This is a genomic window from Actinomadura rubteroloni (assembly GCF_002911665.1).
GTDB lineage: Bacteria > Actinomycetota > Actinomycetes > Streptosporangiales > Streptosporangiaceae > Spirillospora > Spirillospora rubteroloni.
In genome coordinates, this window is record NZ_MTBP01000002.1 from 2,024,539 (window position 1) to 2,050,628 (window position 26,090).

The following is a 26,090-nucleotide window of genomic DNA, read 5'->3' on the forward strand; positions in this document are numbered from 1 at the left end:
AACCCTCCTCAGCGCTGCATCACCGGACGAACATCTGTGTCGCGGCATGTCCCGCCATGTCCAGAACCGGCTGCGGGAGCACACCCAGGACAACAGTAGCCGCCAGGCCGAGGGCGACCGCAGTCGCGGTCGCCGGGGCGGCCACCACCGTGGGGCCGTCCGCCTCGGGCTCGCTGAAGAACATGACCACGATCACCCGGACGTAGAAGAACGCCGCGACCGCCGACGACAGTACGCCGACGATCACCAGGGGCGTCGCGCCGCCCTCCACGGCCGCCTTGAACACGGCGAACTTGCCGGTGAACCCGCTGGTCAGCGGGATCCCGGCGAAGGCGAGCAGGAAGAACGCGAACACGCCCGCCAGCAGCGGGGACCGCCGGCCGAGGCCCGCCCACCGGGACAGGTGCCCGGCCTCGCCGCCCGCGTCCCGGACCATCGTGATGACGGCGAACGCGCCGATCGAGGCGAAGCCGTACGCGACGAGGTAGAACAGCGTGCCCGACAGGCCGTCCGGGGACGTCGCGACGACGCCCGTCAGCAGGAACCCCGCGTGCGCGATGGACGAGTAGGCCAGCATCCGCTTGATGTCGGTCTGGGTGATCGCGACGACCGCGCCGCCGATCATGGTGAGAATCGCCACGCCCCACAGCGCGGGCCGCCAGTCCCAGCGCAGGTTCTCCAGCGCGACGTAGTAGACGCGCAGGATCCCGCCCGTCGCCGCGACGACGACGCAGGACGCCATCAGCGCGGTGATCGGCGTCGGGGCGCCCTGGTAGACGTCCGGCTTCCACATGTGGAACGGGACGGCGCCGAGCTTGAACAGCAGCCCGACCGACAGCAGCGCGACGCCGCCGAGCAGCAGGGTCTCGCTGCCGACGTCCCGGCCGAGCGCGGTGCCGATGGCCGACAGCCGCACCGATCCGGCGTATCCGTAGAGCAGCGCGGTGCCGTAGAGGAAGAACGCCGAGGAGAACGCGCCGAGCAGGAAGTACTTGACCGCCGCCTCCTGCGACAGCAGCCGGCGCCGCCGCGCGAGCCCGCACAGCAGGTAGAGCGGCAGCGACATGACCTCCAGCGCGACGAACATCGTCAGCAGGTCGGACGCGGCCGGGAACATGACCATGCCGCCGACGGCGAACATGAGCAGCGGAAACACCTCGGTCTGGGTGATCCCGGCGGCGGCGGTCTCCTGCTCGGCCTCGCTGCCGGGCAGCGCGGACGCCTGCGCGGTGAAGCTGGACGCCCGCCGCTCGGCGATCAGCAGCAGCGCGAGGACGGCGAGGATCAGGATCGTCCCCTGGAGGAACAGCGTCGGCTGGTCCACGCCGAGCGCGCCCTCGGCGGCGACGTGGAACGGCTTGTCGTGGAAGCCGAGCCAGACCGTCCAGACGAAGGCGGTGAGCAGCCCCGCGAACGCCAGCGGCACCTGCGTGAAGTACCGGTGCTTGCGGGCGACGAACGCCTCGACGAGCACGCCGAGCGTCGCGACGCCGAGCACGACGAGCAGCGGCGCGATCTGGCCGTACTCGATGTGGGGGGACGGGATGTCCGAGGCCCCCCGCGCGAGGACCGCGCCCACCTGACGGGTGGAACTCATGGCCGGGCTCCGTTCTCGGCGACCTTCTCGGCGACATGGATCTTGGCGGCCGGATCCGGCCGGTCCAGCCGGGCCAGCGTGTGGTGGACGGACGGGTTGATGATGTTGAGCACCGGCTGCGGGTAGACGCCCATCGCGATGATCACCGCGATGATCGGCCCGACGGCCCACTTCTCGCGCGCGGTGAGGTCGAGGATGCTTTCGTTGCCCTCACGGACGGGCCCGCCCATCGTCCGCTGGTACATCCACAGGATGTAGATCGCGGCGAGGACGACCCCGAACGTCGCGATGATCGCCGGAACGCGGTGCCGGGTGAACGTCCCGGCCAGCACCATGAACTCCGACACGAACGGCGACAGGCCCGGCATCGACAGCCCGGCCAGGCCCGCGATGAGGAACAGCCCGGCGAGCACCGGGGCCTTCTTCTGGACGCCGCCGAAGTCGGAGATCCGCGCCGACCGCCGCCGGACGATCATGAACCCGACCAGCAGGAACAGCGCTCCGGTCGCGAACCCGTGGTTGATCATGTAGAGCGCGGCGCCGGACTGGCCGGCCGTCGTCATCGCGAACACGCCGAGCACGATGAACCCGAAGTGCGACACCGACGTGTAGGCGACGAGCCGCTTGAGGTCCACCTGCCCGATCGCGAGGACGGCACCGTAGATCACGCTGACGACCGCGAGCGCGAGCACGACCGGCGTCGCCCACTTGGCGGCGCCCGGGAACAGCTCCAGGCAGAACCGGAGCATCCCGTAGGTGCCGACCTTGTCCAGGACGCCGACGATGAGCACCAGCGCCCCGGCCGGGGACTGCTGCGCCGCGTCCGGCAGCCAGGTGTGGACGGGCACCATCGGCGCCTTGATCGCGAACGCGACGAAGAAGCCGAGGAACAGCCACTTGGCGGTCGTCGGGTCGACGTGCATCGTGTTCAGCTCGGTGAACAGGAACGTCCCGTGCCCGAGGCCCCCCTCGCCGACCGGCTTGGCCGACAGCGGGAACAGCCAGATCACCGAGACGAGCATCAGCAGCCCGCCGAACAGCGAGTACAGCAGGAACTTCACGGCCGCGTACGACCGCTGCGGCCCGCCGTAGAACCCGATGATGAAGTACACCGGGATCAGCATCGCCTCGAAGAAGACGTAGAAGAGGAAGACGTCGGTCGCCGCGAAGACGCCGATCATCGCCGCCTCCAGCGCCAGGATCAGCGCGAAGTACGTCTTCACCGAGCCCTTCGGCGGGGCGCCGTCCACGCCGCCGGACCGCTCGGCGTCGCTCCAGGACGCGAGGATGACGAGCGGGACGAGCACCACCGACAGCAGGATCAGGGTGAGCGCGATGCCGTCCACCCCGAGCGCCCAGTGGACGCCGAACTGCTTGATCCACCAGTGCGTCTCGGTGAACTGGAACCGCGCGCCGTCCGAGTCGAACCCGGTCGCCATGACGATCGCGAGGACGCCCACGACGGCCGAGATCCCGAACGCGGCCTGCTTGGCGAGCGTCTCCCGGTCGCGGGGCAGCAGGGCCACCGCGACCGCGCCGACGAGCGGCAGCGCGATGAGCACGCTCAGCCAGGGAAAGTCGTTCACGTGACGTTCACCACCAGGAGCGCCGCCAGGATCACTGCCGCGCCGAGATACATGGAAAGGGCGTACGAACGGGCGAACCCGGTCTGGAGGCGGCGGACGCGGCCGGACGTGCCGCCGATCCCGGCCGCGATGCCGTTCACGAGCCCGTCCACGCCCCGGCCGTCGAACCAGACCGCGAGCCGGGTCAGCCACTGGCCGGGCCGCATGAGCAGCGACTCGTTGATCGCGTCGCCGTACAGGTCGCGGCGGGCCGCGACGGTGACGAACGAGCCCTTCGGCGCCTCGCGCGGCACCTTGCGGCTGCCGTACTGCCACCAGGCGAGCGCGACGCCCGCGAGCATGAGGACGAACGTCCCGACGCCGGCCAGCGAGATCGCCTTGAAGTCGTGCTCGGACTCGCCGACGACCGGGGCGAGGAAGTCGCCGAAGCCGCCGAGGACGAGCCAGCCGCCCGCGAACACCGACCCGAACGCGAGGATCACCAGCGGGATCGTCATGATCTTCGGGGACTCGTGCGGGTGGACGCCGTCCTCCCAGCGCTTCTCGCCGAAGAACGTCATGAACATCACGCGCGACATGTAGTACGCCGTGAGGCCCGCGCCGAGCAGCGCGCACGTGCCGAGGATCGCCCCGGACGTCCCGCCCTTGTCGTAGGCGGCCTCGATGATGCCGTCCTTGGTGAACCAGCCGGACAGGCCCGGCACGCCGATGATCGCGAAGTAGCCGAGCCCGAACGTCGCGCCGGTGATCGACATCTTCTTGAACAGGCCGCCGTAGTGGCGCATGTTCACGTCGTCGTCCATGCCGTGCATGACCGATCCGGCGCCGAGGAACAGGCCCGCCTTGAAGAAGCCGTGCGCGATGAGGTGCGCGATGGCGAACACGTAGCCCGGTCTCCCGAGCCCGGCCGCCAGGGTCATGTAGCCGATCTGCGACATCGTGGACCCGGCGAGGGCCTTCTTGATGTCGTCCTTGCCGGTACCGATGATCGCACCGGCGATGAGCGTCGCCGCGCCGACGATCGTCACGACCAGCCGCGCCGTCTCCGACATCTCGAAGATCGGCCCGGACCGGACGATCAGGTACACGCCCGCCGTCACCATCGTCGCGGCGTGGATGAGCGCGGAGACGGGCGTCGGGCCCTCCATCGCGTCCAGCAGCCAGGACTGGAGCGGGAGCTGCGCGGACTTGCCGCACGCGCCGACGAGCAGCAGCAGGCCCATCGCCGTAGCGGTGCCGGTGGAGAGCTGCGCGGCCAGGCCGTGGTGCTCGCCGCCGGTGCCGAGGATCTGGTCGAACCCGACCGTCCCGAACGTCCCGAACATCAGGAAGATCGCGATGAGGAGCCCGAAGTCGCCGACGCGGTTCACCACGAACGCCTTCTTCGCGGCGGTCGCGGCGGTCGGCTTGTGCTGCCAGAACCCGATGAGCAGGTACGACGCGAGACCCACGCCCTCCCAGCCCATGAACATGATCACGTAGTTGTCGCCGAGGACGAGCAGCAGCATCGCCGCGACGAACAAGTTGAGGTAGGCGAAGAACCGCCGCCGGTCGGGGTCGTGCTCCATGTAGCCGATGGAGTAGACGTGGATCAGCGACCCGACGCCGGTGATCAGCAGCACGAAGCTGATGGACAGCGGGTCCACCAGCAGGTCCGCGTCCACCTTGATGCCGCCCGCGCGGAACAGCTCCCACAGGTGCAGCGTGCGATGCCGTTCGTCGGCGTCGTAGCCGAGCATCTGGACGAGCGCCGCGACGCCGACCCCGAACGACGCGACCGTCGCGAACGTGCCGAGCCAGTGCCCCCACTTGTCGGTCCGGCGGCCGCCGAGCAGCAGCAGCGCCGACCCGGCGAGGGGCAGGGCGATGAGGAGCCAGGCAGCGGCCTGGACGCCTTCCGCTTTCATCCCTGGCCTCTCAGTACTTCAGCAGGTTCGCGTCGTCGACCGACGAGGACCTGCGCGTCCGGAAGATGGTCATGAGGATCGCCAGGCCCACCACGACCTCGGCCGCCGCCACGACCATCACGAAGAACGCGATGATCTGGCCGTCGAGGTTGCCGTGCATCCGGGCGAAGGTGACGAACGCGAGGTTCGTGGCGTTGAGCATCAGCTCGACGCACATGAACAGCACGATCGCGTTGCGGCGGACGAGCACCCCGAGCCCGCCGATCGTGAACAGCACCGCAGACAGTGCGAGATAGTGCCCCGGACTCATGAGGTGCCTTCCGTGTCTGCGGCGCGGTAGACCTGGCGCGAGCCCTCGCCGGCGTCGTGGGCCTCGGCGGTGGACTGCTGGACGGCCTCGACGTCCGTCGCGACCGCCTCGCGCTCGGACAGGCCGTCCAGGTCGGGGTGGCGCTCGGCCGTGTCGGCGCGGGCGGTGAGGACGGGGCTGACCGACAGCTCCGACGGGGTGCCGTCCGGCAGCAGCGCGGGCATGTCGACCGCGTTGTGCCGGGCGTAGGTGCCCGAGATCGGCAGCGGGCCGGGGTCGCGGCCCGACAGGAACCGGCGCTGCGACAGTTCGCGCTGCGTCGGCTTCGGCGTCGTCCGCTCGCGGTGCGCGAGGACCATCGCGCCGAGCGCGGCCGTGATGAGCAGCGCGCTCGTCGCCTCGAAGGCGAACACGTAGCGGGTGAACAGCAGCCGGGCCAGGCCGAGGACGTTGCCGTCGGCGTTGGCGCGGGCCAGGCCCGCCGCGTCGCCGACCGCCGCGTTGCCGAGCCCGGCCGCCAGCAGGACGACGAACCCGATCGCCGCGATCGCCGCCCAGAGCCGCTGCCCCCGGATCGTCTCCACCAGCGAGTCGGTGGACGTGACGCCGACGAGCATCAGCACGAACAGGAACAGCATCAGAACCGCGCCGGTGTACACGATGACCTGCACGAACGCCAGGAACGGCGCCCCCTCGATCGCGTACAGCGCGGCGAGGCAGAGCATCACGACGGCCAGCAGCAGCGCCGAGTGGACGGCCCGCCGCATGAAGATCATGCCGAGCGCGGCCAGGGTGGACACGATCGCGAGGAGCCAGAAGAAGAACGGCTCCCCCGACTGCGCGTCCGCGACATGTCCCGCGAGCGCGGTCACCGGCCCTCACCCCCTTCGTCGGGCTGGAGGCCGAGCCGGTAGTAGTCCTCTTCGGTCTCGCCGAGCCGCATGGCGTGCGGCGGCGTCTCCATGCCCTCGCGCAGCGGCGCGAGCAGCATGTCCTTGGTGTAGATCAGGCTCTCGCGGCTGTCGTCGGCCAGTTCGTACTCGTTGGTCATCGTCAGCGCCCGCGTCGGGCACGCCTCGATGCACAGCCCGCACAGGATGCAGCGCAGGTAGTTGATCTGGTAGACGCGGCCGTACCGCTCGCCCGGGGAGTAGCGCTCGTCGGCGGTGTTGTCGGCCCCCTCCACGAAGATCGCGTCCGCGGGGCACGCCCACGCGCACAGTTCACAGCCGACGCACTTCTCCAGGCCGTCCGGCCAGCGGTTGAGCTGGTGACGGCCGTGGAAGCGCGGCGCGGTCGGCTTCTTCACCTCGGGGTACTGGACGGTCTCGCTCTTCGTGAACAACTGGTGGAACGAGACCCCGAACCCCTTCACGGGGTTCAGGAAGTCAGTGAAGCCCACTGCCGACCTCCTCACGAGAAGTTGCGGTCCCCCGGCCGGACGGGCCGGGGCGGCCGTGGTAGTGCGGTGCGTCCAGCGGCGGGACGGGGAACCCGCCCGCGTCCGCCGGCGCCCGGGGCTCCTGCTCGGCGGCCTCGGAGCCGTCGTCGGACCGGCCGCGCAGCGTCTCCCACAGCAGCGAGAGCACCAGGATCACGACGGCGACGCCCACCGCGTACAGCAGGATCGTCCGGATGTCGCGGCCCTCGTTCTGCAGCGCCTTCACCGTCGCGACGATGAGGATCCAGCCGATGGAGACCGGCATGAGGATCTTCCAGCCGAGCTTCATGAGCTGGTCGTAGCGGACGCGGGGCAGCGAGCCGCGCAGCCAGATGAAGAAGAAGATGAACAGCCACAGCTTGACGAGGAACCACAGCACCGGCCACCACCCGGTGTTCGCCCCGGCCCACACGGTGGAGATCGGGGCGGGCGCGCGCCAGCCGCCGAGGAACAGCGTGGTGGCGAGCGCGGACAGGGTGGCGAGGTTGATGTACTCGGCGAGGAAGAACATCGCGAACTTCAGCGACGAGTACTCGGTGTGGAACCCGCCGACCAGTTCGCCCTCGCCCTCGGGGAGGTCGAACGGGATGCGGTTGGACTCGCCCATCATCGTGACGACGTAGATGACGAACGACGGCAGCAGCAGCACCGCGAACCAGCGGTCGTGCTGCGCGGCGACGATCCCGCTGGTCGACATCGTCCCGGCGAACAGGAACACCGCGACGAACGACAGCCCCATCGCGATCTCGTAGGAGATCACCTGCGCGGACGAGCGGAGCCCGCCGAGCAGCGAGTAGGGCGACATCGACGACCAGCCCGCGAGCACGATCCCGTAGACGCCCATCGAGGACATCGCGAGGACGAGCAGCACCGCGACCGGCAGGTCCGTGCCCTGCAACGCCGTCTGGTGCCCGAACACCGACACCGTCGGCCCGAACGGGATGATGATGAACGACACGAACGCGGGCACGGCCGACACGATCGGCGCGAGGACGAACACCACCTTGTCCACGCCGCGCGGGACGATGTCCTCCTTCAGCGCCAGCTTGACGCCGTCGGCGAGCCCCTGGAGCAGGCCGAACGGCCCGGCCCTGTTGGGGCCGACGCGGAGCTGCATCCGGCCGATGACGCGGCGCTCGACCCACATCGACAGCAGGACCGTCAGCACCAGGAACACGAAGATCGCGAGGACCTTGCCGCCGACCAGCCACCACGGGTCGTGCCCGAAGCCGGGCAGCGTCGGGTCCGGCGCCGCCTCCGCCAACACGCTCATGCCGAGCCTCCCGAGGAGATCGTGACCACGCTTGCGGCGGTCGCCCCCACGTCCCGGTGCAGGACGCAGTCCGCCGAGTTCGTCGGAAGCCACACCACCCGGTCGGGCAGGTCCGGGGTGATCTCCAGCGGGAGCGTCACGGCGCCGCGCGGGCCCGTGACGGTGACGGTGGCGCCCGCGCCGATCTCGGCGGCGGTGGCGGCCGACAGCCGGGCGACGGCGGGCTTGGCGGTGCCCGCCAGGTACGGCTCGCCGTCCTGGAGACGGCCCCGGTCCAGCAGCAGCCGCCAGGTCGCGACGACCGCCTCGCCGGCCGCGGGCTGCGGGACGATCCGCGCCGCGACGTTCGGCGGCTCGGGCCGGTCGCCCCGGTAGGCGCCGAGTTCGGCCAGCTCGCGGCGGGCGGCGTCCGGGCCGGGCAGGGCCAGGTGGACGTCCATCTCGCCGGCGAGCGCGTCCAGGACCCGCAGGTCCGACAGCCGCCCGGACTGGCGCAGGACGGCGTCGAAGGACCGTCCCCGGCCCTCCCAGTCCACGAACGTGCCCGCCTTCTCGGCGACGGCCGCGACCGGCAGCACCACGTCGGCGCGGTCGGTGACGGCACTCGGCCGCTGCTCCAGGCTGACGACGAAGGGTGTCGCGTCCAGTGCGGCGAGGACCGCGTCCGGGTCGGGCAGGTCGTAGGGATCCACCCCGCCGACCAGCAGCGCGCCGAGCCCGCCCGCCACCGCGTTGGCGACGATCGCGTTCGCGTCCCGGCCCGGCGCGGCCGGCAGGCCCGCCACGCCCCACACCCGCGCGACCTCGGCGCGGGCGGCGGGGTCGGCGACCGGACGGCCGATCGGCAGGAGGCCGGGCAGCGCGCCCGCCTCCAGCGCCCCGCGCTCGCCCGCGCGGCGCGGCACCCAGGCCGTCCGCGCGCCGGTGATCGCGGCGAGCCGCGCCACCGTGGACAGCGCGCCGGGGCTGGCCGCCAGCCGCTCCCCGGCGAGGATCACCGCGCCGGGCTCGGCGAGCAGGTCGCGGACGTCGGGCCGGTCGGCGAGCGCGCCGAGCACCTCGGCCTCCCCGCCCGGGACGGCCGGGACGAGCGTCCCGCCGACCTTCGCCAGCCCGCGCGTCGCGAACGGCGCGACCGCGAACACCTTCAGGCCGTGCTTGCGGAACGCCTTGCGCAGCCGCAGGAAGACGATCGGGGACTCCTCCTCCGGCTCGAACCCGGCGAGCAGCACGACCGGCGCCTTCTCCAGGTCGTCGTAGGAGACCTCGATCGGACGGCCCGCCACCGACGCGGCGAGGAACGCCGTCTCCTCCGCCGAGTGCGCCCGCGCCCGGAAGTCCACGTCGTTGGTGCCGAGCGCAATGCGGGCGAACTTGGCGTAGGCGTAGGCGTCTTCGAGCGTGACGCGTCCGCCGGTCAGGACCCCGGCCCGGCCGTGCGCCGCCGCCAGCCCGCGCGCCGCGATCGCCAGCGCCTCGGGCCAGGACGCGACCTCCAGCTCACCCTGCTCATTGCGGACGAGCGGGTGCGTCAGCCGCTCCGGACGGGTCTGGTAGGTGAACGCCCACCGGCCCTTGTCGCAGTTCCACTCCTCGTTGACGCGCGGGTCGTCGCCCGCCAGCCGCCGCGTGACCTTCCCGCGCCGGTGGTCGGTGCGCAGCGCGCAGCCGGACGCGCAGTGCTCGCACGCGCTCGGCGTCGAGACGAGGTCGAACGGCCGCGACCGGAACCGGTACGCCGCGCCGGTCAGCGCGCCGACCGGGCAGATCTGGACGGTGTTGCCGGAGAAGTAGGACTGGAACGGCTTGTCCTCGGCCGCGCCGACCTGCTCCTTGGCGCCGCGCTCGAACAGGTCGATGAACGCGTCCCCGGCGATCTGGTCGGAGAACCGCGTGCACCGCGCGCACTGGATGCAGCGCTCGCGGTCCAGCAGGACCTGCGGCGACAGCGGGATCGGCTTGGGGAACGTCCGCTTGGCCTCGACGAACCGGGACTCGCCGCGTCCGTTGGACATCGCCTGGTTCTGCAGCGGGCACTCGCCGCCCTTGTCGCAGATCGGGCAGTCCAACGGGTGGTTGATCAGCAGCAGTTCCATCACGCCGTGCTGCGCCTTGTCGGCGACGGCCGAGGTGAGCTGCGTCTTCACCACCATGCCCGGCATGACGGCCGTCGTGCAGGACGCCTGCGGCTTCGGCATGCCGCGCCCGTTGCCCGCGTCCGGGATCTCGACCAGGCACTGGCGGCACGCGCCGACCGGGTCCAGGAGCGGGTGGTCGCAGAACCGGGGGATCTGGATGCCGAGCAGCTCGGCGGCCCGGATGATCAGCGTGCCCTTCGGCACCTCGATCTCGAAGCCGTCGATCGTGCAGGACACCATCTCCACGGCCTCGGCCGTGCGTTCGCTGTTGGTGACTGTCATCGGGTACCTGCCCAGAGCGTGGACTTGGCCGGGTCGAACGGGCAGCCGCCCTGCTCGAAGTGCGCGAGGTACTCGTCCCGGAACAGCTTGATGGACGAGACCACCGGGCTCGTCGCGCCGTCGCCGAGGGCGCAGAACGACCGGCCGAGGATGTTGTCGGACAGGTCGAGCAGGGTGTCGAGGTCGTCTTCGGAGCCCTGCCCGGCCTCCAGCCGCTTGAGCATCTGCTTGTACCAGTAGGTGCCCTCGCGGCACGGCGTGCACTTCCCGCACGACTCGTGCGCGTAGAACTCCGACCAGCGCAGCACCGCGCGGACGACGCACACGGTCTCGTCGAAGATCTGGAGCGCGCGGGTGCCGAGCATCGACCCGGCCGCGCCGACGGACTCGAAGTCCAGCGGGACGTCCAGGTGCTCGTCGGTGAACAGCGGCGTGGACGATCCGCCGGGCGTCCAGAACTTCAGCCGGCGCCCGCCTCGGACGCCGCCCGCCATCGCCAGCAGCTCCCGCAGCGTGATCCCGAGCGGCGCCTCGTACTGGCCGGGACGCGTCACGTGCCCCGACAGCGAGAAGATCCCGAAGCCCTGCGACTTCTCCGTCCCCATCGAGGCGAACCAGTCCGCGCCGTTGGCGACGATCGAGGGAACCGACGCGATCGACTCGACGTTGTTGATGACGGTGGGCCCGCCGTACAGGCCCGCCACCGCCGGGAAGGGGGGCTTGAGCCTGGGCTGTCCGCGGAATCCCTCCAGCGAGTCGAGCAGCGCCGTCTCCTCGCCGCAGATGTACGCCCCGGCGCCGGTGTGGACGACCAGTTCCAGGTCGTAGCCCGAGCCGAGGATGTTCTTGCCGATGTAACCGGCCTCGTAGGCTTCGGCGACCGCGCGCTGCAAGCGGCGGATCACGTGCAGGACCTCGCCGCGCACGTAGATGAACGCGTGGTTCGACTTGATCGCGTACGCGCTGATGATCACGCCCTCGACCAGGACGTGCGGGTTCGCCAGCATCAGCGGGATGTCCTTGCACGTCCCCGGCTCGGACTCGTCGGCGTTCACCACGAGGTAGCGCGGGTTCGGGCTGCTCGGCGGCAGGAAGCCCCACTTCATGCCGGTGGGGAACCCGGCGCCGCCGCGTCCGCGCAGGCCCGAGTCCTTGACGGCCTGGACGATCGCGTCCGGCTCCAGCGTCAGCGCCTTGCGCAGCGCGCCGTAACCGCCCTCGCGCTCGTATCCGGCGCGGGTGAACGAGTCCGGCTGGTGCCAGTTCTTCGTGAGGATGGGAGTCAACGTGGTCACTGGTTGCGTCCCTCCTGGCTCCCCGGCTTCACCGAGCCGCCGATGGGCTTGCCGGGCTCGTTCGGCGGCGGGTCGGTGACCTCGTCGGGCGTCGGCGGCTCGGCGTCCACCGGACCGGCCGGGACGGGCGGCGCCGCCCAGCCGTTGTCGCGCGCGACCTCCAGTCCGCGCAGCGACTGCGGCCCCGCCTGGACGCCCTCGTGCGCCCGTCCGTCGGGGAAGCCCGCGAGCACCCGCGACGCGTCCTTCCACGTGCAGACCCGCTGGGGGCCGCGCGACGGCGCGACCTCCCGGCCCGCGCGCAGGTCGTCCACCAGCGCCTTGGCCTTCTCCGGGGTCATGTCGTCGAAGAACTCCCAGTTCACCGTCATGACCGGCGCGAAGTCGCAGGCGGCGTTGCACTCGATGCGCTCCAGCGAGACGGTGCCGTCCGGCGTCGCCTCGTCATGGCCGACGCCGACGTGCTCGCTCAGCTCCGCCCAGATCTGGTCGCCGCCCATCACCGCGCACAGCGTGTTGATGCAGACGCCGACGTGGTACTCCCCGACGGGCTTGCGCTTGTACTGCGTGTAGAACGTCGCCACGCCCGTGACCTGCGCGGCCGTGATGCCGAGCAGGTCCGCGCACAGGTCGATGCCGCGCTGCGTGATGTGCCCGTCCACCGACTGGACGAGATGCAGCATCGGCAGCAGCGCCGACCGCGCCTTCGGGTAGCGGGCGATGATCTCCTTGGCGTCCCGCTCCAGCGCCTCGCGGGTCTCCAGGTCGTACGGCGCCGTCCCGCCGTAGGGCGGTTCGAGCTGCATCGGCTCGCCGCGGTGCTGCCCCGGCTCCTCGCCGACGGGCGGTCCCAGGTGCTCGGTCATCGGTCGACTCCCCCCATCACCGGGTCGATCGAGGCGACCGCGGCGATGACGTCGGCGATCATGCCGCCCTCCGCCATCGCGGGCGTCGCCTGGAGGTTCGTGAAGGACGGGTCGCGGAAGTGCACCCGGTAGGGCCGCGTCCCGCCGTCGCTCACGACGTGGACGCCGAGTTCGCCGCGCGGCGACTCGATCGCCGCGTACGCCTGCCCGGCCGGCACCCGGAAGCCCTCGGTCACCAGCTTGAAGTGGTGGATCAGCGCTTCCATCGACGTGCCCATGATGTGCGCGATGTGCCGGGGCGAGTTGCCCATGCCGTCCGCGCCGATCGCGAGCTTCGCGGGCCAGCCGATCTTCTTGTCCTCGATCATCACCGGGCCCTGGACCGTCCGCAGCCGCTCCACGCACTGCTCGACGATCTTCAGCGACTCCTCCATCTCGGCCATCCGCACCAGGTAGCGGCCGTACACGTCCGCCGACTCCTGCGTCGGGACGTCGAAGTCGTAGGTCTCGTAACCGCAGTACGGCTGGGACTTGCGCAGGTCCCACGGGAGGCCGGTCGCGCGCAGGACGGGGCCGGTGATCCCGAGCGCCATGCACCCGGTAAGGTCGAGATACGCGATGTCCCTGGTCCGGGCCAGGAAGACGGGGTTCTCGTCCATCAGCTTGCGGAGCGCCTTGATGCGCTTCGGCATCCGGTCCAGGTACTCGCGGACCTTCCCGAGCGCGCCGCTCGGCAGGTCCTGGGCAACGCCGCCCGGGCGCACGTACGCCATGTTCATGCGCAGCCCCGAGATCTCCTCGAACAGGTCGAGGGTGTACTCGCGCTCGATGAACCCGTTGAGCATGACCGTCGTCGCGCCCAGTTCCAGGCCGAACGTGGCGATCGCGACCAGGTGGGAGGAGATGCGGTTGAGCTCCATCATCATCACGCGGATGATCTGCGCCCGCTCCGGCACCCGGTCGGTGATCCCGAGCAGCTTCTCCACACCCAGGCAGTACGCCGTCTCGTTGAACAGCGGGGCGAGGTAGTCCATGCGGGTGCAGAACGTCACGCCCTGCGTCCAGGTGCGGAACTCCATGTTCTTCTCGATGCCGGTGTGCAGGTACCCGATGCCCACCCGGCAGTCGTTGACGGTCTCGCCGTCCAGCGTCAGCACCAGCCGCAGCACCCCGTGCGTGGACGGGTGCTGCGGGCCCATGTTGACGACGAGCCGCTCGTCGGAGCCGTCCTCCGCGCCCGCGACGACCCGGTCCCAGTCCTGGCCGTTGACGTCGAAGACACGCCCCTCGGCCGCCTCATCGGCGGCGTACGCGTCGTACTCCGTATATTTCGTGGAACTCATACGTACGACCTCCGCTCATCCGGCGGGGGGATCTCCGCGCCGCGGTACTCGACGGGGATCCCGCCGAGCGGATAGTCCTTGCGCTGCGGGTGCCCCACCCAGTCGTCCGGCATCTCGATGCGGGTGAGCGCCGGATGGCCGTCGAACACGATCCCGAAGAAGTCGTAGGTCTCGCGCTCGTGCCAGTTGTTCGTGGGGTAGACGTCCACCACCGACGGGATGTGCGGGTCGGCGTCGGGGCACGTCACCTCCAGCCGCACGCGGCGGTTGTGGGTGATCGACAGCAGGTGGTAGATGGCGTGCAGTTCGGCGCCCTCGTCCTCGGGGAAGTGGACGCCCGAGACGCCGCTGCACAGCTCGAACCGCAGGTCGGGACGGTCGCGCATCGTCCGGGCGACCGCCGGCAGGTGCTCGCGGCGGACGTGGAACGTCAGCTCGCCCCGGTCCACCACGACGCGCTCGACGGCCGCGCCGAAGTCGGGCAGGGCGGCCTCCAGCGCGTCGGCGACGGCGTCGAACGCACCCGGTTCGGCGGCGCCGTCCGGGCCGCCGTAGGGACGTTCGGACTGCGCCTTCGGCCGCTGCCGGACGACGAGCCGCCCGTAGCCGGACGTGTCCCCGGTCGTCCTCGCGCCGAACATGCCCGTCCGCACGACGGGCTGCTCGCGGCGCTCCTCGGCGGTCTTGGCCGGCAGCCGGTCGGCGGCCTGCTCGGCCTTCTGCTCGGGGTTCTCCGAGGTCATCGCGCCCCTCCCGGCTGACCCAGCAGCGGGAGCTGCCGCCGCTTGGCCTCCTCCAGCTCGCGGACCTGCCGCGCGCGCTGCGGCCCGAGCTTGGTGTTCTGGATCTTGTCGTGCAGCTTGAGGATCGCGTCCAGCAGCATCTCCGGCCGCGGCGGGCAGCCGGGCAGGTAGATGTCGACCGGGACGATGTGGTCCACGCCCTGCACGACCGCGTAGTTGTTGAACATGCCGCCCGACGACGCGCACACGCCCATCGCGATGACCCATTTCGGCTCGGTCATCTGGTCGTAGATCTGCCGGAGCACCGGCGCCATCTTCTGGCTGACCCGGCCCGCGACGATCATCAGGTCGGCCTGCCGGGGCGTCGCGGAGGCGCGTTCCATGCCCCACCGCGAGAAGTCGTGCCGGGGGTCTCCCGCGGCCATCATCTCGATCGCGCAGCACGCGAGACCGAACGTCGCCGGCCACACCGAGCTCTTGCGCGCCCATCCGGCGACCTGCTCGACCGTGGTCAGCAGGAAGCCGCTGGGCAGCTTCTCTTCCAGACCCATCTCAGTCCCACTCCAGACCGCCGCGACGCCAGATGTAGGCGTACGCCACCAGGACGGTTGCGATGAACAACACCATTTCGACCAAACCAAAAATCCCCAGGTGGTCGAAGGCGACCGCCCAGGGATAAAGGAAGATGATCTCGATGTCGAAGACGATGAACAGCATCGCCGTCAGGTAGTACTTGACCGGGAAACGTCCGCCGCCGACCGGCTGGGGGGTCGGCTCGATTCCGCACTCGTAGGCCTCCAGCCGGGCGCGGTTCCACCGCTTCGGCCCGGTCATGGACGCCATCAGCACCGAGCCGGCGGCGAAGAGAAACGCCAGCACTCCCAGCACGATGATCGGAACGTAGAGGTCCACGCCCTACCGCCTCCCCTCGGGTCGTACGACGTTGTACGTGGCGCGCACGGGGCCGCGCGCTCGGACGCGCGGACGCGCCGGGACGGCGAGACCCGCCGTGCGCCCGTGACGCCGGTCACGGGCACGGGTCGCCACCCTAGCCAAGGTGATCAATAGCACTCCCCTCCGGGGGTCAGGTCATGCGAGGCCGTCCGGCCGTCCCGTGCGTCGCCGTCTCGCTCATGCCGCGGGCGCCAGCTTCCGCATCGCGTTGATGACGCGGTCGGCGGCGTCGCCGCCGCGCGGGTCGGTGAGGTTGGCCAGCAGCTTGAGCGTGAACCGCATCAGCGTCGGGTGCGGCAGGCCGTGCGTCGTCAGGAACTTCATCACCCGCGGGTCGCCGATCGCCTGGACGAAGACGCGGGCGAGCGTGAAGTACCCGCCGTGCTCCTCCTTGAGGATGCGCGGGTACTCGTACAGGGTGCGCTCGCGCTGGGCGCGGGTGCGGCGGGCGAGGGCCTGCACCATGATGTCGGCGGCGAGCCGCCCGGACTCCAGCGCGTAGTCGATGCCCTCGCCGTTGAACGGGTTGACCATTCCGCCCGCGTCGCCGACGAGCAGCATCCCGCGCGTGTAGTGCGGCTGCCGGTTGAAGCCCATCGGCAGCGCGGCGCCGCGCGCCGGGGACGTGGCGTGCTCCTCGTCGAACTGCCACTCGGGCGGCATCTGCGCCGTCCAGCCCTTGAGCATGGCGCGGTAGTCGACGCTCTGGAACGCCTTGCTCGTGTTCAGCAGGCCGAGGCCGACGTTGCAGGTGCCGTCCGCGACGGGGAAGACCCAGCCGTAGCCGGGGAGCAGGCGCTGGCCGTCCCAGAGTTCGAGCCACGCCTCCATGTAGTCGTCGGTGTGGCGGGGGCTCTCGTAGTAGCGGCGGATCGCGACGCCCATCGGACGGTCCTCGCGGCGGCGCAGGCCCATCGCCAGCGACAGCCGGGTGGAGTTGCCGTCGGCGGCGACGACGAGCGGGGCGTGGAACTCGACCTCCTCGCCGTCGTACTTGGCGGCGACGCCGACGACGCGGTCGGTGCGGTCGTCCAGGATCGGTCCCGTGACGTTGCAGCCCTGGTAGAGCTTCGCGCCGGCGTGGACGGCGTGCTCGGCGAGCAACCGGTCCAGGTCCATGCGGGTGCGGACGAGCCCGAAGTCGGGGAAGCTCGCGAGTTCGGGCCAGGCCAGCTCGACGCGGGTGCCGCCGCCGTAGATGCGCAGGCCCTTGTTGCGGCTCCAGCCGTCGCCGTTGATGTCGACGCCCATCGAGATCAGGGCGCGGACGGCGCGGGGCGTGAGCCCGTCGCCGCAGATCTTGTCCCGGGGGAACGTCGCCTTCTCCAGCAGGAGCACGTCCAGGCCGGCCTGGGCCAGCCAGTAGGCGGTGGACGATCCGGCGGGTCCTGCCCCGACGACGATCACGTCGGCCTGCCGGGTGGAGTCGGTCACGGCGTTCCTCTTAGTTCGTTCGCTTGTGAAGTACTTCACAAGAATCCGTTGGGGAGTCTATTCCTTCCAGAGCACCGGTGGGTACCTCTGGGTGATGGTGGGTTCGGTTCGGTCCGAAAGTCCGGGAAACGCGCGTCCCGAACCAGGTCAGGACGGGTTCAGCGCGTGATGGAGGGCCGCGACGCCGAACGTCAGGTCGCGCCAGCGGACCTTCGTCCAGCCCGCGTCGGCGAGCAGCGCGGCGAGCGCCGCCTGATCCGGCCACGCGAGCGTCGATTCGGCCAGGTAATGGTAGGAGTCGGGATTGGAGCTGACCCTGGCCAGCAACGGGAGCCCGTACCGAAGGTGCGCCTTGTGGCCCAGCGCGAGCAAGGCGTTCGGCGGGTGACTGACCTCACAGACGAGCAGCCGTCCGCCCGGCCGCGTCACCCGGCGCAGCTCGCGCAGCGCGTGCCCGGTGTCGGCGACGTTGCGCAGCCCGAACGAGATCGTGACGGCGTCGAACGCGCCGTCGGCGAACGGCAGCTTCAGCGCGTCGCCCGCGACGAACCGCAGGTTCGCGACACCGGCCTTGCGGCGGACGCCGACGCGCAGCATCCCGAGCGAGAAGTCGCACGCCACCGTGTGCGCCCCGGCGTTCGCGAACGGCACCGAGGACGTCCCCGTCCCGGCCGCGAGGTCAAGGACGCGCTCGCCCGGCCGCGCGTCCAGCGCCCGGACGACCTCCCGCCGCCACCGGCGGTCCCGCCCCCCGGTCATGAGGGTGTTGAGGAGGTCGTAGCGCTCGGCGGTGTCGTCGAACATCGCCGCCACGTCGGCGGGCTGTTTGTCCAGAGAGGCGCGGGTCATGGCCCCACCCTAGAAGGACGGCCCGCGCCGCCCGGGGGGCAGGGTCAGACGTCTTCCTTGGTGCGCGCGTCGCGGAAGCGGGTGCGCTGGCGGCGGACGCCCGTCTCGACGATCGACGACATCCGGTCGCGCTGGCGCGACAGGAGGACGAAGCTGACCACGCCGCTGATGAGGAGGGACAGCAGGAGCAGCAGGACGCCGCGTGCGCCGACGAGCACGAGGACGCCCGCGGTGGCGAGGAAGATCGCGAACCGCGCCAGGGTGTAGAGCAGTACTGGTCGCATGACAGGTCGAGCGTACCCGCGTGTGCGCGATGGTCGGCGGCGGGGTCGGCGGGCGGGACATTCGCGGCGGGAAAGCGGTCCGGAGACCGAACGTGAGTCATTTTCGATTCTGATCACGGGCGCGCAAGAAAATCTGTCGCCGCGTCCACTCGGCGCGCGGACGATGACGAACCGGTGACCGGGAACCGGATGTGCGGGCGCCGCGTTCTCCCTAAGATCATGGACGGCGGGATCGTCCGGTCCACCGGGTTCGTCGCCCGTCGCCGTCTCGCGGCCCCGGACGAATCGGCGCCCGGCGGGCCGCGACGCGCACGGAACGGCACTGCCGGACGGCACGCGGATTGGCGTTCGCGCCTTTCCGGCCGACGGCCCGGCCCGCCGCCGCGCCGTGACGGGCGAGGCGGGAGAGAATGCCGTTACAGCGGTCATCAAAGTGGCGTTCACCCCTTGTCATCACTCCAGCTCGGAAAACTACATAGCGTGATGTTTTCCGAAAACAAGGGAGAAACCGGTCGTGAACCGCCACACTAGAAACAGTCCACCCGCACCGAGAGCGGGACAAAGGGGGAGAGAAAACGTGGAGAGCACGAGCGAACGGCTGCTGACCCCCGGGGAGGTCGCCGCCCTGTTCCGGGTCGACCCGAAGACGGTCACCCGATGGGCCGCCGCCGGTCGGATCAGCAGTATCCGGACGCCCGGCGGGCACCGCCGCTTCCGGGAGTCCGAGGTGCACGCCCTGCTGCGCGGCGACGAACCCGTCGGCGCGGAACGCTAGGACCCGGGACGGACCCCTGCCGCGCGGCGGAAGGGACGGCCGTCTCCGGATCCGGTCCGGCTCCCGGCGGCACGCCGGTCACTCCTCGGCCCGGCCCGCCTTCCACTCCTCGAACGTGCGCAGCAGGTCGTCGTCCTCGTCCCGCCACCGGCGCCGCTTCTCCTCCAGCTCGGCCTCGGTCAGCGATCCGGCCAGCAGCCGGTCGTAGTCGGGATCACCCGGACCGATCTCCACGTACGCCTGGGCGATGATCCGTCCCTCGGCCGCGTCGTGCCCGGGTTCGGACAGGACGCCGTGGGGAACCCGCAGCGTGCCGTCGGGCAGCCGGATCACGTACATACCCGATCACCTCCGTACCGATCGTCGCGCCGCGTCAGATTCCGTATCTTCGGTTGAAGAACAACATGACCTCAAGGGCCACCCGGATGTTGCCGGCGAGCATATCCACCAGTGCCGGACGCTGCCGGGACGAGATCGCCGCGAACGCGTCCGCGAAGAACTCGCGGCGGCCGAGCGCGTCGCCCTGAAGGTGGAAATCGCTCGCCAGATGCGGGCGGCACAGTTCGTAGAGCGCGCGGAACGCCGGGCCGTCGGACTGCCAGGTGCCCGGCTCGCCGTCGATGTCGTCCAGCGCGTGCCCGACCTCGTGCAGCATCACGTCCGGGGTCGGGGACGGCCGGTCGCCCACGACGATCTTCCCGTCGCCGTACGCGCCCGCGCAGATGTCCCACGTCGCGCGGCCCGACGGCAGCGGACGCCCCGCCAGGTGCCCCATGTCGTCCAGCCGGGGGACGCCGCCCGCGCCGACGTAGATGCCGTCCAGGCCGCCCGCGAGGACCTCTTTCAGGCCGTCCGGCAGCGCCGCGAGGCTGTCGACCGCGCGGATCACCTCGGCCGGCGGCGGCCCCAGCCGCGCGTCCCACTGCCGGTGCAGCACCTGTTCCAGCACGCCGCAGTGGCGGCGTCCGTCGGCGGCGTGCGGCAGGCCCGGCGGGTGCGGCTCGGCGCGGGGCAGCGCGTGGTCCAGTTCGTAGTCGCGCCACCACTCGGCGCGGCGCGGACGCGGCGGGGCGTCGCGCCGGCCGAACCGGGGCCGGGCGGGCTCGGCCGGGGCGTCGGCGGAGCGGGCGTCGGGCGCGGCGCGCAGGTCGTCGTCGCGGCCCGCCTTGCGGAACCTGCCGAAGCGGTCCCGGGGCTGGCTGCCGCGCGGGCGGGGCGTGCGCGGCCCGTCCCGGCGGGCGGCGCCGTCCGCGCTGCCGTCGGCGGCCCGGCCCGCGTCCGCGCCGCCCGGGTCCCGGCCCGTGTCGCGGTTCCCGTCCGGTACGGCCCGGCCGAACTCCCGCCACCGCGTGTCGCGCGGCTTGCGGTGGATGCCTCTGAAGCGCATCGGGCTCCTCGCTCAGGGACCCCCGCGCGACCGCCGGGCGTCCGGGCCTCCGAGGCAGGGTAAGCCACCGCCGACGCCCCGTCACCCCCCGCATGTCACGGGTTACCCTCGCATCATGGCGTATGCGCTGGTCGCCCTGGTCATCGTCGGAGCATGGCTGTTCTGCCTCTTCGACGTCATCACCACCGAAGAGGGGGAGGTGCGTCGGCTGCCCAAGTTCGCTTGGTTCGTCGTGACGCTGTTCGGGTTCCTGCCGGGGGCGCTGCTGTGGCTCGCGTTCGGCCGTCCGCGCGTGCGGCCGCGTGTGCTGACGCCGTCGCTCGGCGGCGGCTACGGGCCCAAGGGTCCGGACGACGACCCGGAGTTCCTGCGCGACCTCGACCGCAGGCTCCGGGGCGACGACTGACCGTCAGGCGTAGGAGTGCATCCCGGAGAACATGTAGTTCACGCCGAAGAAGTTGAACAGCAGCGCCCCGAACGCGATCAGCGACAGGATCGCGGCCTTGCGGCCCTTCCACCCGGCCGTCGCGCGGGCGTGCAGGTAGGCGGCGTAGACGATCCAGGTGACGAAGGACCAGACCTCCTTGGGGTCCCAGCTCCAGTAGCTGCCCCAGGCGTCGTCGGCCCAGATCGCGCCCATGATGATCGCGGCCGTCCAGACCGGGAAGCCGAACATCGTCACGCGCAGCGCGAGCCGGTCCAGGTCCTCGGTGGACGGGACGCGCGACCAGAACCCGCCGGGCGCGTCCACCGCGCGGGCGGCGTCGCGGCGCTCGCGCACCAGGTAGAGGAGCGTCGCGCAGCCCGCGACGGTGAACGCGCCGGTCGCGGTGATCGCGGCGGTGACGTGGATGGCGATCCAGTACGAGTTCAGCGCCGGTGAGACCGGGCCCGCCGAGTCGTACAGCCAGATGTTGGCGACGCCGAGCGCGATGACGGCGGCGAGCGTGACGAACGCGCCGAGGAACCGGGCGTTGAAGCGGACGAGCACGACGAGGAAGGCCGTCATCGCGGCGAACGCGATCGCGGTCAGGAACTCGTACATGTTGCCCCACGGCCAGCGGGACACCGCCAGGCCGCGCGTCACGAGGACGCCGAGGTGGGCGAGCCAGCCGAGCGCGGTCAGCGTCACCGCGAGCCGCGCCCAGTCGGTCCGCCGCGTCGGCTCGGCCGGCGCTTCGGCCGGTTCCTCGGCGGCGGGGGCGCCCGCGCCGACGAGCACCTTCTTCTCCGCGTGCGCCTCGGCCTCGGCGCGGCGGCGGCCGAATCCGAGATCGGCGGCGTAGGACACCATCGCGACGATGTAGAGCACGACGGTCGTCAGCATGAGCTTGTCGCTCAGGTTCGCGAGGTCGGCAGTGTCCACCCCGGTCACTCCTTCGTCTGGGTTTCGGCCGGTTCGGGGGCGCCGCGCAGCGCGGTGACGACGGCGTCGAACTCGGGGGTCGGGTTGCCCAGCGTGAGGCCGCCGACCTCCACCACCGTACGCCCGTCGTCTCCGGCGCTCGCACGGACCCACACCCTGCGGCGCCGGACGGTGAACGACGCGACGAGCCCGGCCACCGCGAGGATCGCGGCGATCAGCGCGGGCAGGCGGCCGGGGTCGCGGTTGACCGAGAGGGTCGTCCACTCCTTGAGGCCGTCGAACGTGACGGTCCCGGCGCCATCGGGGAGCTTGAAGCTCTCGCCCGGCTCCAGCAGCTTTACGCCGCCCTTGATCGGGTTCAGCGTCTTGCCGAGCCCTTCGAGCTTGTACACCGACTGCGGGGTGCCCGAGTCCAGCCCGAGGTCGCCCTTGAACGCGGTGATCGTGATGACCGGGCGCAGCGGCGCCGGGAAGCCCGACACGATCTGCTTCTGGTCCGACGACGCCATCGCGGTCGGCCACAGGATCGCGTAGAAGGCGAGCTGCTCGGGCTGCGCGTCCGGGACCTTGATGACGCCCTCGGACGTGAGGTTGCGCGGCTCCAGCGGCAGGAACGGCACCGAGTCCTGGAAGGCGACCTGGCCCTTGGCGTCCCGGACGGTGAACACCGGCGAGTACCCGTGCCCGAGCAGGTACACCTTCGCGCCGCCGACCTTCAGCGGGTGGTTCAGCTTGAGGTCGTAGGGCTTCTCGGGCGCGGACGGGCTCGTCCGGTACCGGAGCTTCCCGGTGAAGTCGGTGGCCTGGCCGCGCTTGTCGCCCTTCACCTCGTACTTGGCGCGGAAGTCGTCCAGCGTGAGCGAGAAGGGGGCCAGCTCGCTCGTGTCGAAGCGCCGTCCGGGCGAGAACTGGTCGTAGTTGTTGAGGCCGTTCGCGAACGTCTTGCCCTCGGTGAGCAGGATGTTGCCCTTGTAGCCGAACAGGTTCCCGACGCCGAGCGCGAACAGCATCCCGAGCAGCGCGACGTGGAACAGCAGGTTGCCGGTCTCGCCGAGGTAGCCCTTCTCGGCGGCGACGGCGCTCCCGTCCGCGTCCGTCCGGAACCGGCGTCCGCGCAGGACGCCCCGGGCTCGGTCGAGCACCTCGTCGGGGGTCGCGTCCGTCGTGTACGTGGCGGTCTGCGGGAGGCGCGCGAGGTTGCGCGGCGCGGCCGGCGGACGCGCCCGCATCGCCTTGAAGTGGTGCACCGCGCGCGGCACCACGCAGCCCGCCAGCGACACGAACAGCAGGATGTAGATCGCCGCGAACCACGGCGCGGAGAACACGTCGAACAGCGACAGCCGGTCGAAGAACGGCCCGAGCGTGTGGTGGTCGTCCAGGTACTTGGTGACGCGTTCGGGCGCCTGGGGACGCTGCGGCAGCGCCGATCCCGGCACCGCGCCGAGCGCCACGAGGAACAGCAGGATCAGCGCCGTCCGCATCGTGGTGAGCTGCCGCCACGCCCAGCGCAGCCACCCGAGCGGCCCGATCCCCGTCGGCCGCGGCGGCTCGTCCCCCGCCCGCCGCGCGGCCGGACGTTCGAGCCCCGCCTCGGTCTCCGTGTCCGTCATTCACATCACCGGTTCAAAGCCGTTGATCCACGACTTCAGCTCGATCGTCAGGTCGTTCCACACTCCGGTCACCAGCAGGACGCCGATCACCACGAGCATTCCGCCCCCGATCCGCATGACCAGGGGATAGTGCCGTTTCACCGCGCCGAACGCGCCGAGCGCCCGCCGGTAGGCGAGCGCGGCGGCGAGGAACGGCAGGCCGAGGCCCGCGCAGTAGAACAGCGACAGCAGCGCGCCGCGTCCGGCGCTGCCCTCGCTGAACGACAGCGTCTGGACGGCCGCGAGCGTCGGGCCGATGCAGGGCGTCCAGCCGAGCCCGAACAGCACGCCGAGGACGGGCGCGCCCGCCAGGCCCGCCGCCGGGACGCGGCCGGACTTCACCGTACGCTGCAGCCCGGGGACGAAGCCCATGAACGCGAACCCGAACACGATCGTCACGGCGCCGAGCCCGCGGCTGATCGGGTCGGCGTACTCGGCGAGCCAGCGGCCGAGACCGCCCGCGAGCGTCCCCATCGCGACGAACACGGCGCTGAACCCGGCGACGAACAGCGCGACGCCGAGCGTCAGGCGGCCCCGGCGGCGGTCGGCGAGGTCCGCGCCGGTCATGCCGGTCACGTACGACAGATAGCCGGGGACGAGCGGCAGGACGCACGGCGAGGCGAACGAGACGAGCCCGGCCACGGCCGCGAGCGGCGCCGCGGCCAGCAGCGACCCGTCGGAGACCGTCTGCCCGACGCTCATGCCGTCATTTCTCGGCCGCGACGGCGGTGACGAGCGGCTTGAGCGCGGAGTACGTCGTCGCGCCGATGACGCGGACCGCGACGCGGCCCCGCCGGTCCAGGATGAGGGTGCTCGGGATCGCGTTCGGCGGGACGTCCCGGAACGCCAGCCCGATCTGCCCGGAGCCGTCGAACACGCTCGGGTAGGTGATCTTGAAGCGGCGGTCGAAGGCGCGGGCGTTCTGCGGCGAGTCCTTGAAGTTGACGCCGAGGAACTCGACGCCGCTCACCTTGGTCTCGGCGTGGACCTGCTCCAGCGACGGCGCCTCGCCCCGGCACGGCGCGCACCACGACGCCCAGAAGTTCACGACCGTCACCTTGCCGCGCAGCGCCGCCAGCGACACCGGCTTGCCGTCCAGGGTCGTCCCGGACGCCGACTGCGGTCCTTTGCGCTCACCGGCCGGGATCTTCTGGACGTTGCCGTCGCCGGAGATGAACCGGTTGCCGTCGCCGCCCGGATCGCCCTTGGCGCCCGTCCCGGCGCAGCCGGCCAGCAGCCCGCACAGCGCGACGACTCCGGCGGCGGCGCGCAGGGGGGAGACTCGGGGGTTCACGGACCCTCCTACTACAAGACGTAGTACTGAATCTAGCGGCGGCGTCACGCCCCGGCGACACCGGGGCCGGTGCCGAGCCCGGCGGCGGGCTCGGCGTAGGCGACCTCGACCAGACGCGTGTCCTCGAACGTCAGGCTGGTGACGCTCGCCAGGTCGCACTCGCGGCGGGTCGGGTGGTGCCACAGTCGGCGGTGCTCGGCGTGCAGCCGCAGGATCCAGATCGGCAACTGGTGGCTGACGCACACGGCCTCGTGCCCGCGCGCGGTGTCGCGGGCGCGGATCACCGCCGACCGCATCCGCGCGGCCAGCCCCTTGTACGGCTCGCCCCACGACGGACGGAACGGGTTCACCAGGTACCGCCAGTGCTCCGGCCGCCGCAGCGACCCGGCGCCCACCCCGAACGTCAGGCCCTCGAAGTGGTTGTCGGCCTCGATCAGACGGTCGTCCACGGTGACCGGCAGCGCGAACGTCTCGGCGAGCGGCGCGGCGGTCTCCAGCGCGCGCTGCATCGGGGAGGAGAACAGCGCGGTGACGTCGCGTCCCTCGAACCAGCGCGCGGCGGCCTTGGCCATGAGGACGCCGTCCTCGCTGAGCCGGTAGCCGGGCAGCCGTCCGTACAGGACGCCGTCGGGATTGTGGACCTCACCGTGCCGGAGCAGGTGGACGATCGTGGTGTCAGTCATGGCGCAGCCAGGGTACCCGCGCGGTCAGGGTGCGCCCGCCCGCGTCCACGCGTGCCGCGCGCGGAAGGCGTCGTCGCCGGTCGCGTACTCGCGGAAGGCGCGGCGGACGGCGTCGAGGCCGGCGGTCGTCCGGTGCAGGACGCCGTCGTGCTTGTGCTCCAGCTCGTAGGTCCCTCCCTCGGGCGAGACCTGGACGAAGTGGCTGCCGAAGACGACGAGCGCCGCGAACGGGTTGGCCGGGCCGAGGCGGCCGAGCGCGTCGTGGACGAGATCCAGGTCGGGGTCGGTGATGACGAGTCCGTCGCCGGTGTGGAACTGCATTCCTTCGTGGACGCCGCGCGGGCCGAGGTTGTGGACGAGGCCCCTCCCCCGGTCGTGCAGGACGAGCCCGTGCGCGCGGGCCAGCCGGTACGCGGCGTTCGTCACCGCGTCCCCGTGCTCGGGGCCCGCCTGGACGCGGGCGTACTTCCCGCCGGGGGTCTCGACCTCGGCGCCGGGCTCGGCTTCCAGGTCCTTGGCGAACGCGATGACGGCGAAGTGCTCGGCGAGGTCGTCCAGATTCTGCGCGGCGGCCTCGCCGGGGGTGACGGGCGCGGACGCGTGCCAGGCGGTCAGCTCGGAACTCATCCGTCCA

The 26,090-nt window shown here is 71.4% G+C and carries 27 protein-coding genes; 2 read left to right on the forward strand and 25 right to left on the reverse strand.

Annotation, left to right across the window (positions count from 1 at the left end; translation table 11 throughout):
* Positions 1 to 19: 19 nt before the first annotated feature.
* From nuoN to BTM25_RS20915, 17 genes are all read right to left on the reverse strand, one after another.
* Positions 20 to 1,597, reverse strand: coding sequence for an NADH-quinone oxidoreductase subunit NuoN (nuoN, locus tag BTM25_RS20835; protein ID WP_103564488.1), 1,578 nt, complete (start codon positions 1,595 to 1,597; stop codon positions 20 to 22).
* The gene (locus tag BTM25_RS20840) at positions 1,594 to 3,183 is read right to left on the reverse strand and encodes an NADH-quinone oxidoreductase subunit M (protein ID WP_103564489.1); all 1,590 of its coding nucleotides are present in this window, start codon (positions 3,181 to 3,183) and stop codon (positions 1,594 to 1,596) included. The genes nuoN and BTM25_RS20840 overlap by 4 nt, the downstream gene beginning before the upstream one ends.
* Positions 3,180 to 5,090: an NADH-quinone oxidoreductase subunit L gene (nuoL, locus tag BTM25_RS20845; protein WP_103564490.1), complete on the reverse strand. Its 1,911-nt coding sequence runs from the start codon at positions 5,088 to 5,090 to the stop codon at positions 3,180 to 3,182. Before nuoL ends, BTM25_RS20840 begins: the two co-directional genes overlap by 4 nt.
* Before the next feature lie 10 nt (positions 5,091 to 5,100).
* Complete coding sequence (gene nuoK / locus BTM25_RS20850) at positions 5,101 to 5,400, reverse strand: NADH-quinone oxidoreductase subunit NuoK (RefSeq protein ID WP_103564491.1); 300 nt, start codon at positions 5,398 to 5,400, stop codon at positions 5,101 to 5,103.
* Positions 5,397 to 6,272 carry an NADH-quinone oxidoreductase subunit J gene (locus BTM25_RS20855; protein WP_103564492.1) on the reverse strand — a complete coding sequence of 292 codons (876 nt, stop codon included), beginning with the start codon at positions 6,270 to 6,272 and terminating at the stop codon, positions 5,397 to 5,399. The genes nuoK and BTM25_RS20855 overlap by 4 nt, the downstream gene beginning before the upstream one ends.
* A complete protein-coding gene (gene nuoI, locus BTM25_RS20860; protein WP_103564493.1) occupies positions 6,269 to 6,802 on the reverse strand; it encodes an NADH-quinone oxidoreductase subunit NuoI in 534 nt (177 codons plus the stop codon). The genes BTM25_RS20855 and nuoI overlap by 4 nt, the downstream gene beginning before the upstream one ends.
* Positions 6,789 to 8,114, reverse strand: coding sequence for an NADH-quinone oxidoreductase subunit NuoH (gene nuoH / locus BTM25_RS20865; RefSeq protein ID WP_103564494.1), 1,326 nt, complete (start codon positions 8,112 to 8,114; stop codon positions 6,789 to 6,791). Before nuoH ends, nuoI begins: the two co-directional genes overlap by 14 nt.
* A complete protein-coding gene (locus BTM25_RS20870; protein WP_103564495.1) occupies positions 8,111 to 10,534 on the reverse strand; it encodes an NADH-quinone oxidoreductase subunit G in 2,424 nt (807 codons plus the stop codon). The genes nuoH and BTM25_RS20870 overlap by 4 nt, the downstream gene beginning before the upstream one ends.
* Positions 10,531 to 11,829 carry an NADH-quinone oxidoreductase subunit NuoF gene (gene nuoF, locus BTM25_RS20875; RefSeq protein ID WP_103564496.1) on the reverse strand — a complete coding sequence of 433 codons (1,299 nt, stop codon included), beginning with the start codon at positions 11,827 to 11,829 and terminating at the stop codon, positions 10,531 to 10,533. Before nuoF ends, BTM25_RS20870 begins: the two co-directional genes overlap by 4 nt.
* The gene (nuoE, locus tag BTM25_RS20880; protein WP_103564778.1) at positions 11,826 to 12,635 is read right to left on the reverse strand and encodes an NADH-quinone oxidoreductase subunit NuoE; all 810 of its coding nucleotides are present in this window, start codon (positions 12,633 to 12,635) and stop codon (positions 11,826 to 11,828) included. Before nuoE ends, nuoF begins: the two co-directional genes overlap by 4 nt.
* 56 nt (positions 12,636 to 12,691) lie before the next feature.
* Positions 12,692 to 14,038 (reverse strand): NADH-quinone oxidoreductase subunit D, encoded by a 1,347-nt coding sequence (locus BTM25_RS20885; protein ID WP_103564497.1) that lies wholly within the window; start codon positions 14,036 to 14,038, stop codon positions 12,692 to 12,694.
* Positions 14,035 to 14,781 carry an NADH-quinone oxidoreductase subunit C gene (locus BTM25_RS20890; protein WP_103564498.1) on the reverse strand — a complete coding sequence of 249 codons (747 nt, stop codon included), beginning with the start codon at positions 14,779 to 14,781 and terminating at the stop codon, positions 14,035 to 14,037. Before BTM25_RS20890 ends, BTM25_RS20885 begins: the two co-directional genes overlap by 4 nt.
* Positions 14,778 to 15,332, reverse strand: coding sequence for a NuoB/complex I 20 kDa subunit family protein (locus tag BTM25_RS20895; protein WP_103564499.1), 555 nt, complete (start codon positions 15,330 to 15,332; stop codon positions 14,778 to 14,780). The genes BTM25_RS20890 and BTM25_RS20895 overlap by 4 nt, the downstream gene beginning before the upstream one ends.
* 1 nt (position 15,333) lies before the next feature.
* Positions 15,334 to 15,693, reverse strand: coding sequence for an NADH-quinone oxidoreductase subunit A (locus BTM25_RS20900; RefSeq protein WP_103564500.1), 360 nt, complete (start codon positions 15,691 to 15,693; stop codon positions 15,334 to 15,336).
* Positions 15,694 to 15,912: 219 nt separating this feature from the next.
* The gene (locus tag BTM25_RS20905) at positions 15,913 to 17,169 is read right to left on the reverse strand and encodes a geranylgeranyl reductase family protein (RefSeq protein WP_103564501.1); all 1,257 of its coding nucleotides are present in this window, start codon (positions 17,167 to 17,169) and stop codon (positions 15,913 to 15,915) included.
* Between the two features lie 147 nt (positions 17,170 to 17,316).
* Positions 17,317 to 18,018: a demethylmenaquinone methyltransferase gene (locus BTM25_RS20910; protein ID WP_103564502.1), complete on the reverse strand. Its 702-nt coding sequence runs from the start codon at positions 18,016 to 18,018 to the stop codon at positions 17,317 to 17,319.
* Positions 18,019 to 18,062: 44 nt separating this feature from the next.
* Positions 18,063 to 18,302, reverse strand: coding sequence for a DUF4229 domain-containing protein (locus BTM25_RS20915; protein WP_103564503.1), 240 nt, complete (start codon positions 18,300 to 18,302; stop codon positions 18,063 to 18,065).
* Positions 18,303 to 18,879: 577 nt separating this feature from the next.
* Between BTM25_RS20915 and BTM25_RS20920 the strand changes: the two genes are divergently transcribed.
* A complete protein-coding gene (locus BTM25_RS20920; RefSeq protein WP_103564504.1) occupies positions 18,880 to 19,077 on the forward strand; it encodes a BldC family transcriptional regulator in 198 nt (65 codons plus the stop codon).
* Between the two features lie 78 nt (positions 19,078 to 19,155).
* Here BTM25_RS20920 and BTM25_RS20925 read toward each other — a convergent pair whose 3' ends face one another.
* A complete protein-coding gene (locus BTM25_RS20925) occupies positions 19,156 to 19,416 on the reverse strand; it encodes a hypothetical protein (RefSeq protein WP_103564505.1) in 261 nt (86 codons plus the stop codon).
* Between the two features lie 34 nt (positions 19,417 to 19,450).
* Positions 19,451 to 20,464: a hypothetical protein gene (locus BTM25_RS20930; RefSeq protein WP_103564506.1), complete on the reverse strand. Its 1,014-nt coding sequence runs from the start codon at positions 20,462 to 20,464 to the stop codon at positions 19,451 to 19,453.
* Positions 20,465 to 20,579: 115 nt separating this feature from the next.
* Between BTM25_RS20930 and BTM25_RS20935 the strand changes: the two genes are divergently transcribed.
* On the forward strand, positions 20,580 to 20,870 hold the full coding sequence (locus tag BTM25_RS20935) for a PLDc N-terminal domain-containing protein (RefSeq protein ID WP_103564507.1): 291 nt from the start codon (positions 20,580 to 20,582) through the stop codon (positions 20,868 to 20,870).
* Positions 20,871 to 20,873: 3 nt separating this feature from the next.
* On the opposite strand, the gene ccsB is transcribed toward BTM25_RS20935, so the two are convergent.
* Genes ccsB through BTM25_RS20965 form a run of 6 tightly spaced genes read right to left on the reverse strand, consistent with a single transcriptional unit; the run spans position 20,874 to position 26,083 of the window.
* Entirely contained in the window at positions 20,874 to 21,830 is a 957-nt protein-coding gene (ccsB, locus tag BTM25_RS20940; RefSeq protein ID WP_235828509.1) for a c-type cytochrome biogenesis protein CcsB, read from the reverse strand.
* A gap of 5 nt (positions 21,831 to 21,835) precedes the next feature.
* On the reverse strand, positions 21,836 to 23,440 hold the full coding sequence (gene resB / locus BTM25_RS20945) for a cytochrome c biogenesis protein ResB (protein WP_103564508.1): 1,605 nt from the start codon (positions 23,438 to 23,440) through the stop codon (positions 21,836 to 21,838).
* The gene (locus BTM25_RS20950) at positions 23,441 to 24,181 is read right to left on the reverse strand and encodes a cytochrome c biogenesis CcdA family protein (protein ID WP_103564509.1); all 741 of its coding nucleotides are present in this window, start codon (positions 24,179 to 24,181) and stop codon (positions 23,441 to 23,443) included.
* Positions 24,182 to 24,185: 4 nt separating this feature from the next.
* Positions 24,186 to 24,773 carry a TlpA family protein disulfide reductase gene (locus tag BTM25_RS20955; protein WP_235828510.1) on the reverse strand — a complete coding sequence of 196 codons (588 nt, stop codon included), beginning with the start codon at positions 24,771 to 24,773 and terminating at the stop codon, positions 24,186 to 24,188.
* A gap of 44 nt (positions 24,774 to 24,817) precedes the next feature.
* Complete coding sequence (locus BTM25_RS20960) at positions 24,818 to 25,456, reverse strand: histidine phosphatase family protein (protein WP_103564510.1); 639 nt, start codon at positions 25,454 to 25,456, stop codon at positions 24,818 to 24,820.
* A 24-nt stretch (positions 25,457 to 25,480) separates the two neighbouring features.
* Entirely contained in the window at positions 25,481 to 26,083 is a 603-nt protein-coding gene (locus tag BTM25_RS20965) for a hypothetical protein (protein WP_103564511.1), read from the reverse strand.
* Positions 26,084 to 26,090 lie beyond the last annotated feature (7 nt).

What these genes read in the sequence shown, in the direction of transcription:
- nuoN (WP_103564488.1), bottom strand. Translation starts at nt 1,597, where the DNA reads ATGAGTTCCACCCGTCAGGTGGGCGCGGTCCTCGCGCGGGGGGCCTCG.
- nuoL (WP_103564490.1), bottom strand. Translation starts at nt 5,090, where the DNA reads ATGAAAGCGGAAGGCGTCCAGGCCGCTGCCTGGCTCCTCATCGCCCTG.
- nuoK (WP_103564491.1), bottom strand. Translation starts at nt 5,400, where the DNA reads ATGAGTCCGGGGCACTATCTCGCACTGTCTGCGGTGCTGTTCACGATC.
- nuoH (WP_103564494.1), bottom strand. Translation starts at nt 8,114, where the DNA reads ATGAGCGTGTTGGCGGAGGCGGCGCCGGACCCGACGCTGCCCGGCTTC.
- BTM25_RS20870 (WP_103564495.1), bottom strand. Translation starts at nt 10,534, where the DNA reads ATGACAGTCACCAACAGCGAACGCACGGCCGAGGCCGTGGAGATGGTG.
- nuoE (WP_103564778.1), bottom strand. Translation starts at nt 12,635, where the DNA reads ATGCAGCTCGAACCGCCCTACGGCGGGACGGCGCCGTACGACCTGGAG.
- BTM25_RS20885 (WP_103564497.1), bottom strand. Translation starts at nt 14,038, where the DNA reads ATGAGTTCCACGAAATATACGGAGTACGACGCGTACGCCGCCGATGAG.
- BTM25_RS20890 (WP_103564498.1), bottom strand. Translation starts at nt 14,781, where the DNA reads ATGACCTCGGAGAACCCCGAGCAGAAGGCCGAGCAGGCCGCCGACCGG.
- BTM25_RS20895 (WP_103564499.1), bottom strand. Translation starts at nt 15,332, where the DNA reads ATGGGTCTGGAAGAGAAGCTGCCCAGCGGCTTCCTGCTGACCACGGTC.
- BTM25_RS20910 (WP_103564502.1), bottom strand. Translation starts at nt 18,018, where the DNA reads ATGACCCGCGCCTCTCTGGACAAACAGCCCGCCGACGTGGCGGCGATG.
- BTM25_RS20915 (WP_103564503.1), bottom strand. Translation starts at nt 18,302, where the DNA reads ATGCGACCAGTACTGCTCTACACCCTGGCGCGGTTCGCGATCTTCCTC.
- BTM25_RS20925 (WP_103564505.1), bottom strand. Translation starts at nt 19,416, where the DNA reads ATGTACGTGATCCGGCTGCCCGACGGCACGCTGCGGGTTCCCCACGGC.
- BTM25_RS20930 (WP_103564506.1), bottom strand. Translation starts at nt 20,464, where the DNA reads ATGCGCTTCAGAGGCATCCACCGCAAGCCGCGCGACACGCGGTGGCGG.
- BTM25_RS20935 (WP_103564507.1), top strand. Translation starts at nt 20,580, where the DNA reads ATGGCGTATGCGCTGGTCGCCCTGGTCATCGTCGGAGCATGGCTGTTC.
- resB (WP_103564508.1), bottom strand. Translation starts at nt 23,440, where the DNA reads ATGACGGACACGGAGACCGAGGCGGGGCTCGAACGTCCGGCCGCGCGG.
- BTM25_RS20950 (WP_103564509.1), bottom strand. Translation starts at nt 24,181, where the DNA reads ATGAGCGTCGGGCAGACGGTCTCCGACGGGTCGCTGCTGGCCGCGGCG.
- BTM25_RS20960 (WP_103564510.1), bottom strand. Translation starts at nt 25,456, where the DNA reads ATGACTGACACCACGATCGTCCACCTGCTCCGGCACGGTGAGGTCCAC.
- BTM25_RS20965 (WP_103564511.1), bottom strand. Translation starts at nt 26,083, where the DNA reads ATGAGTTCCGAGCTGACCGCCTGGCACGCGTCCGCGCCCGTCACCCCC.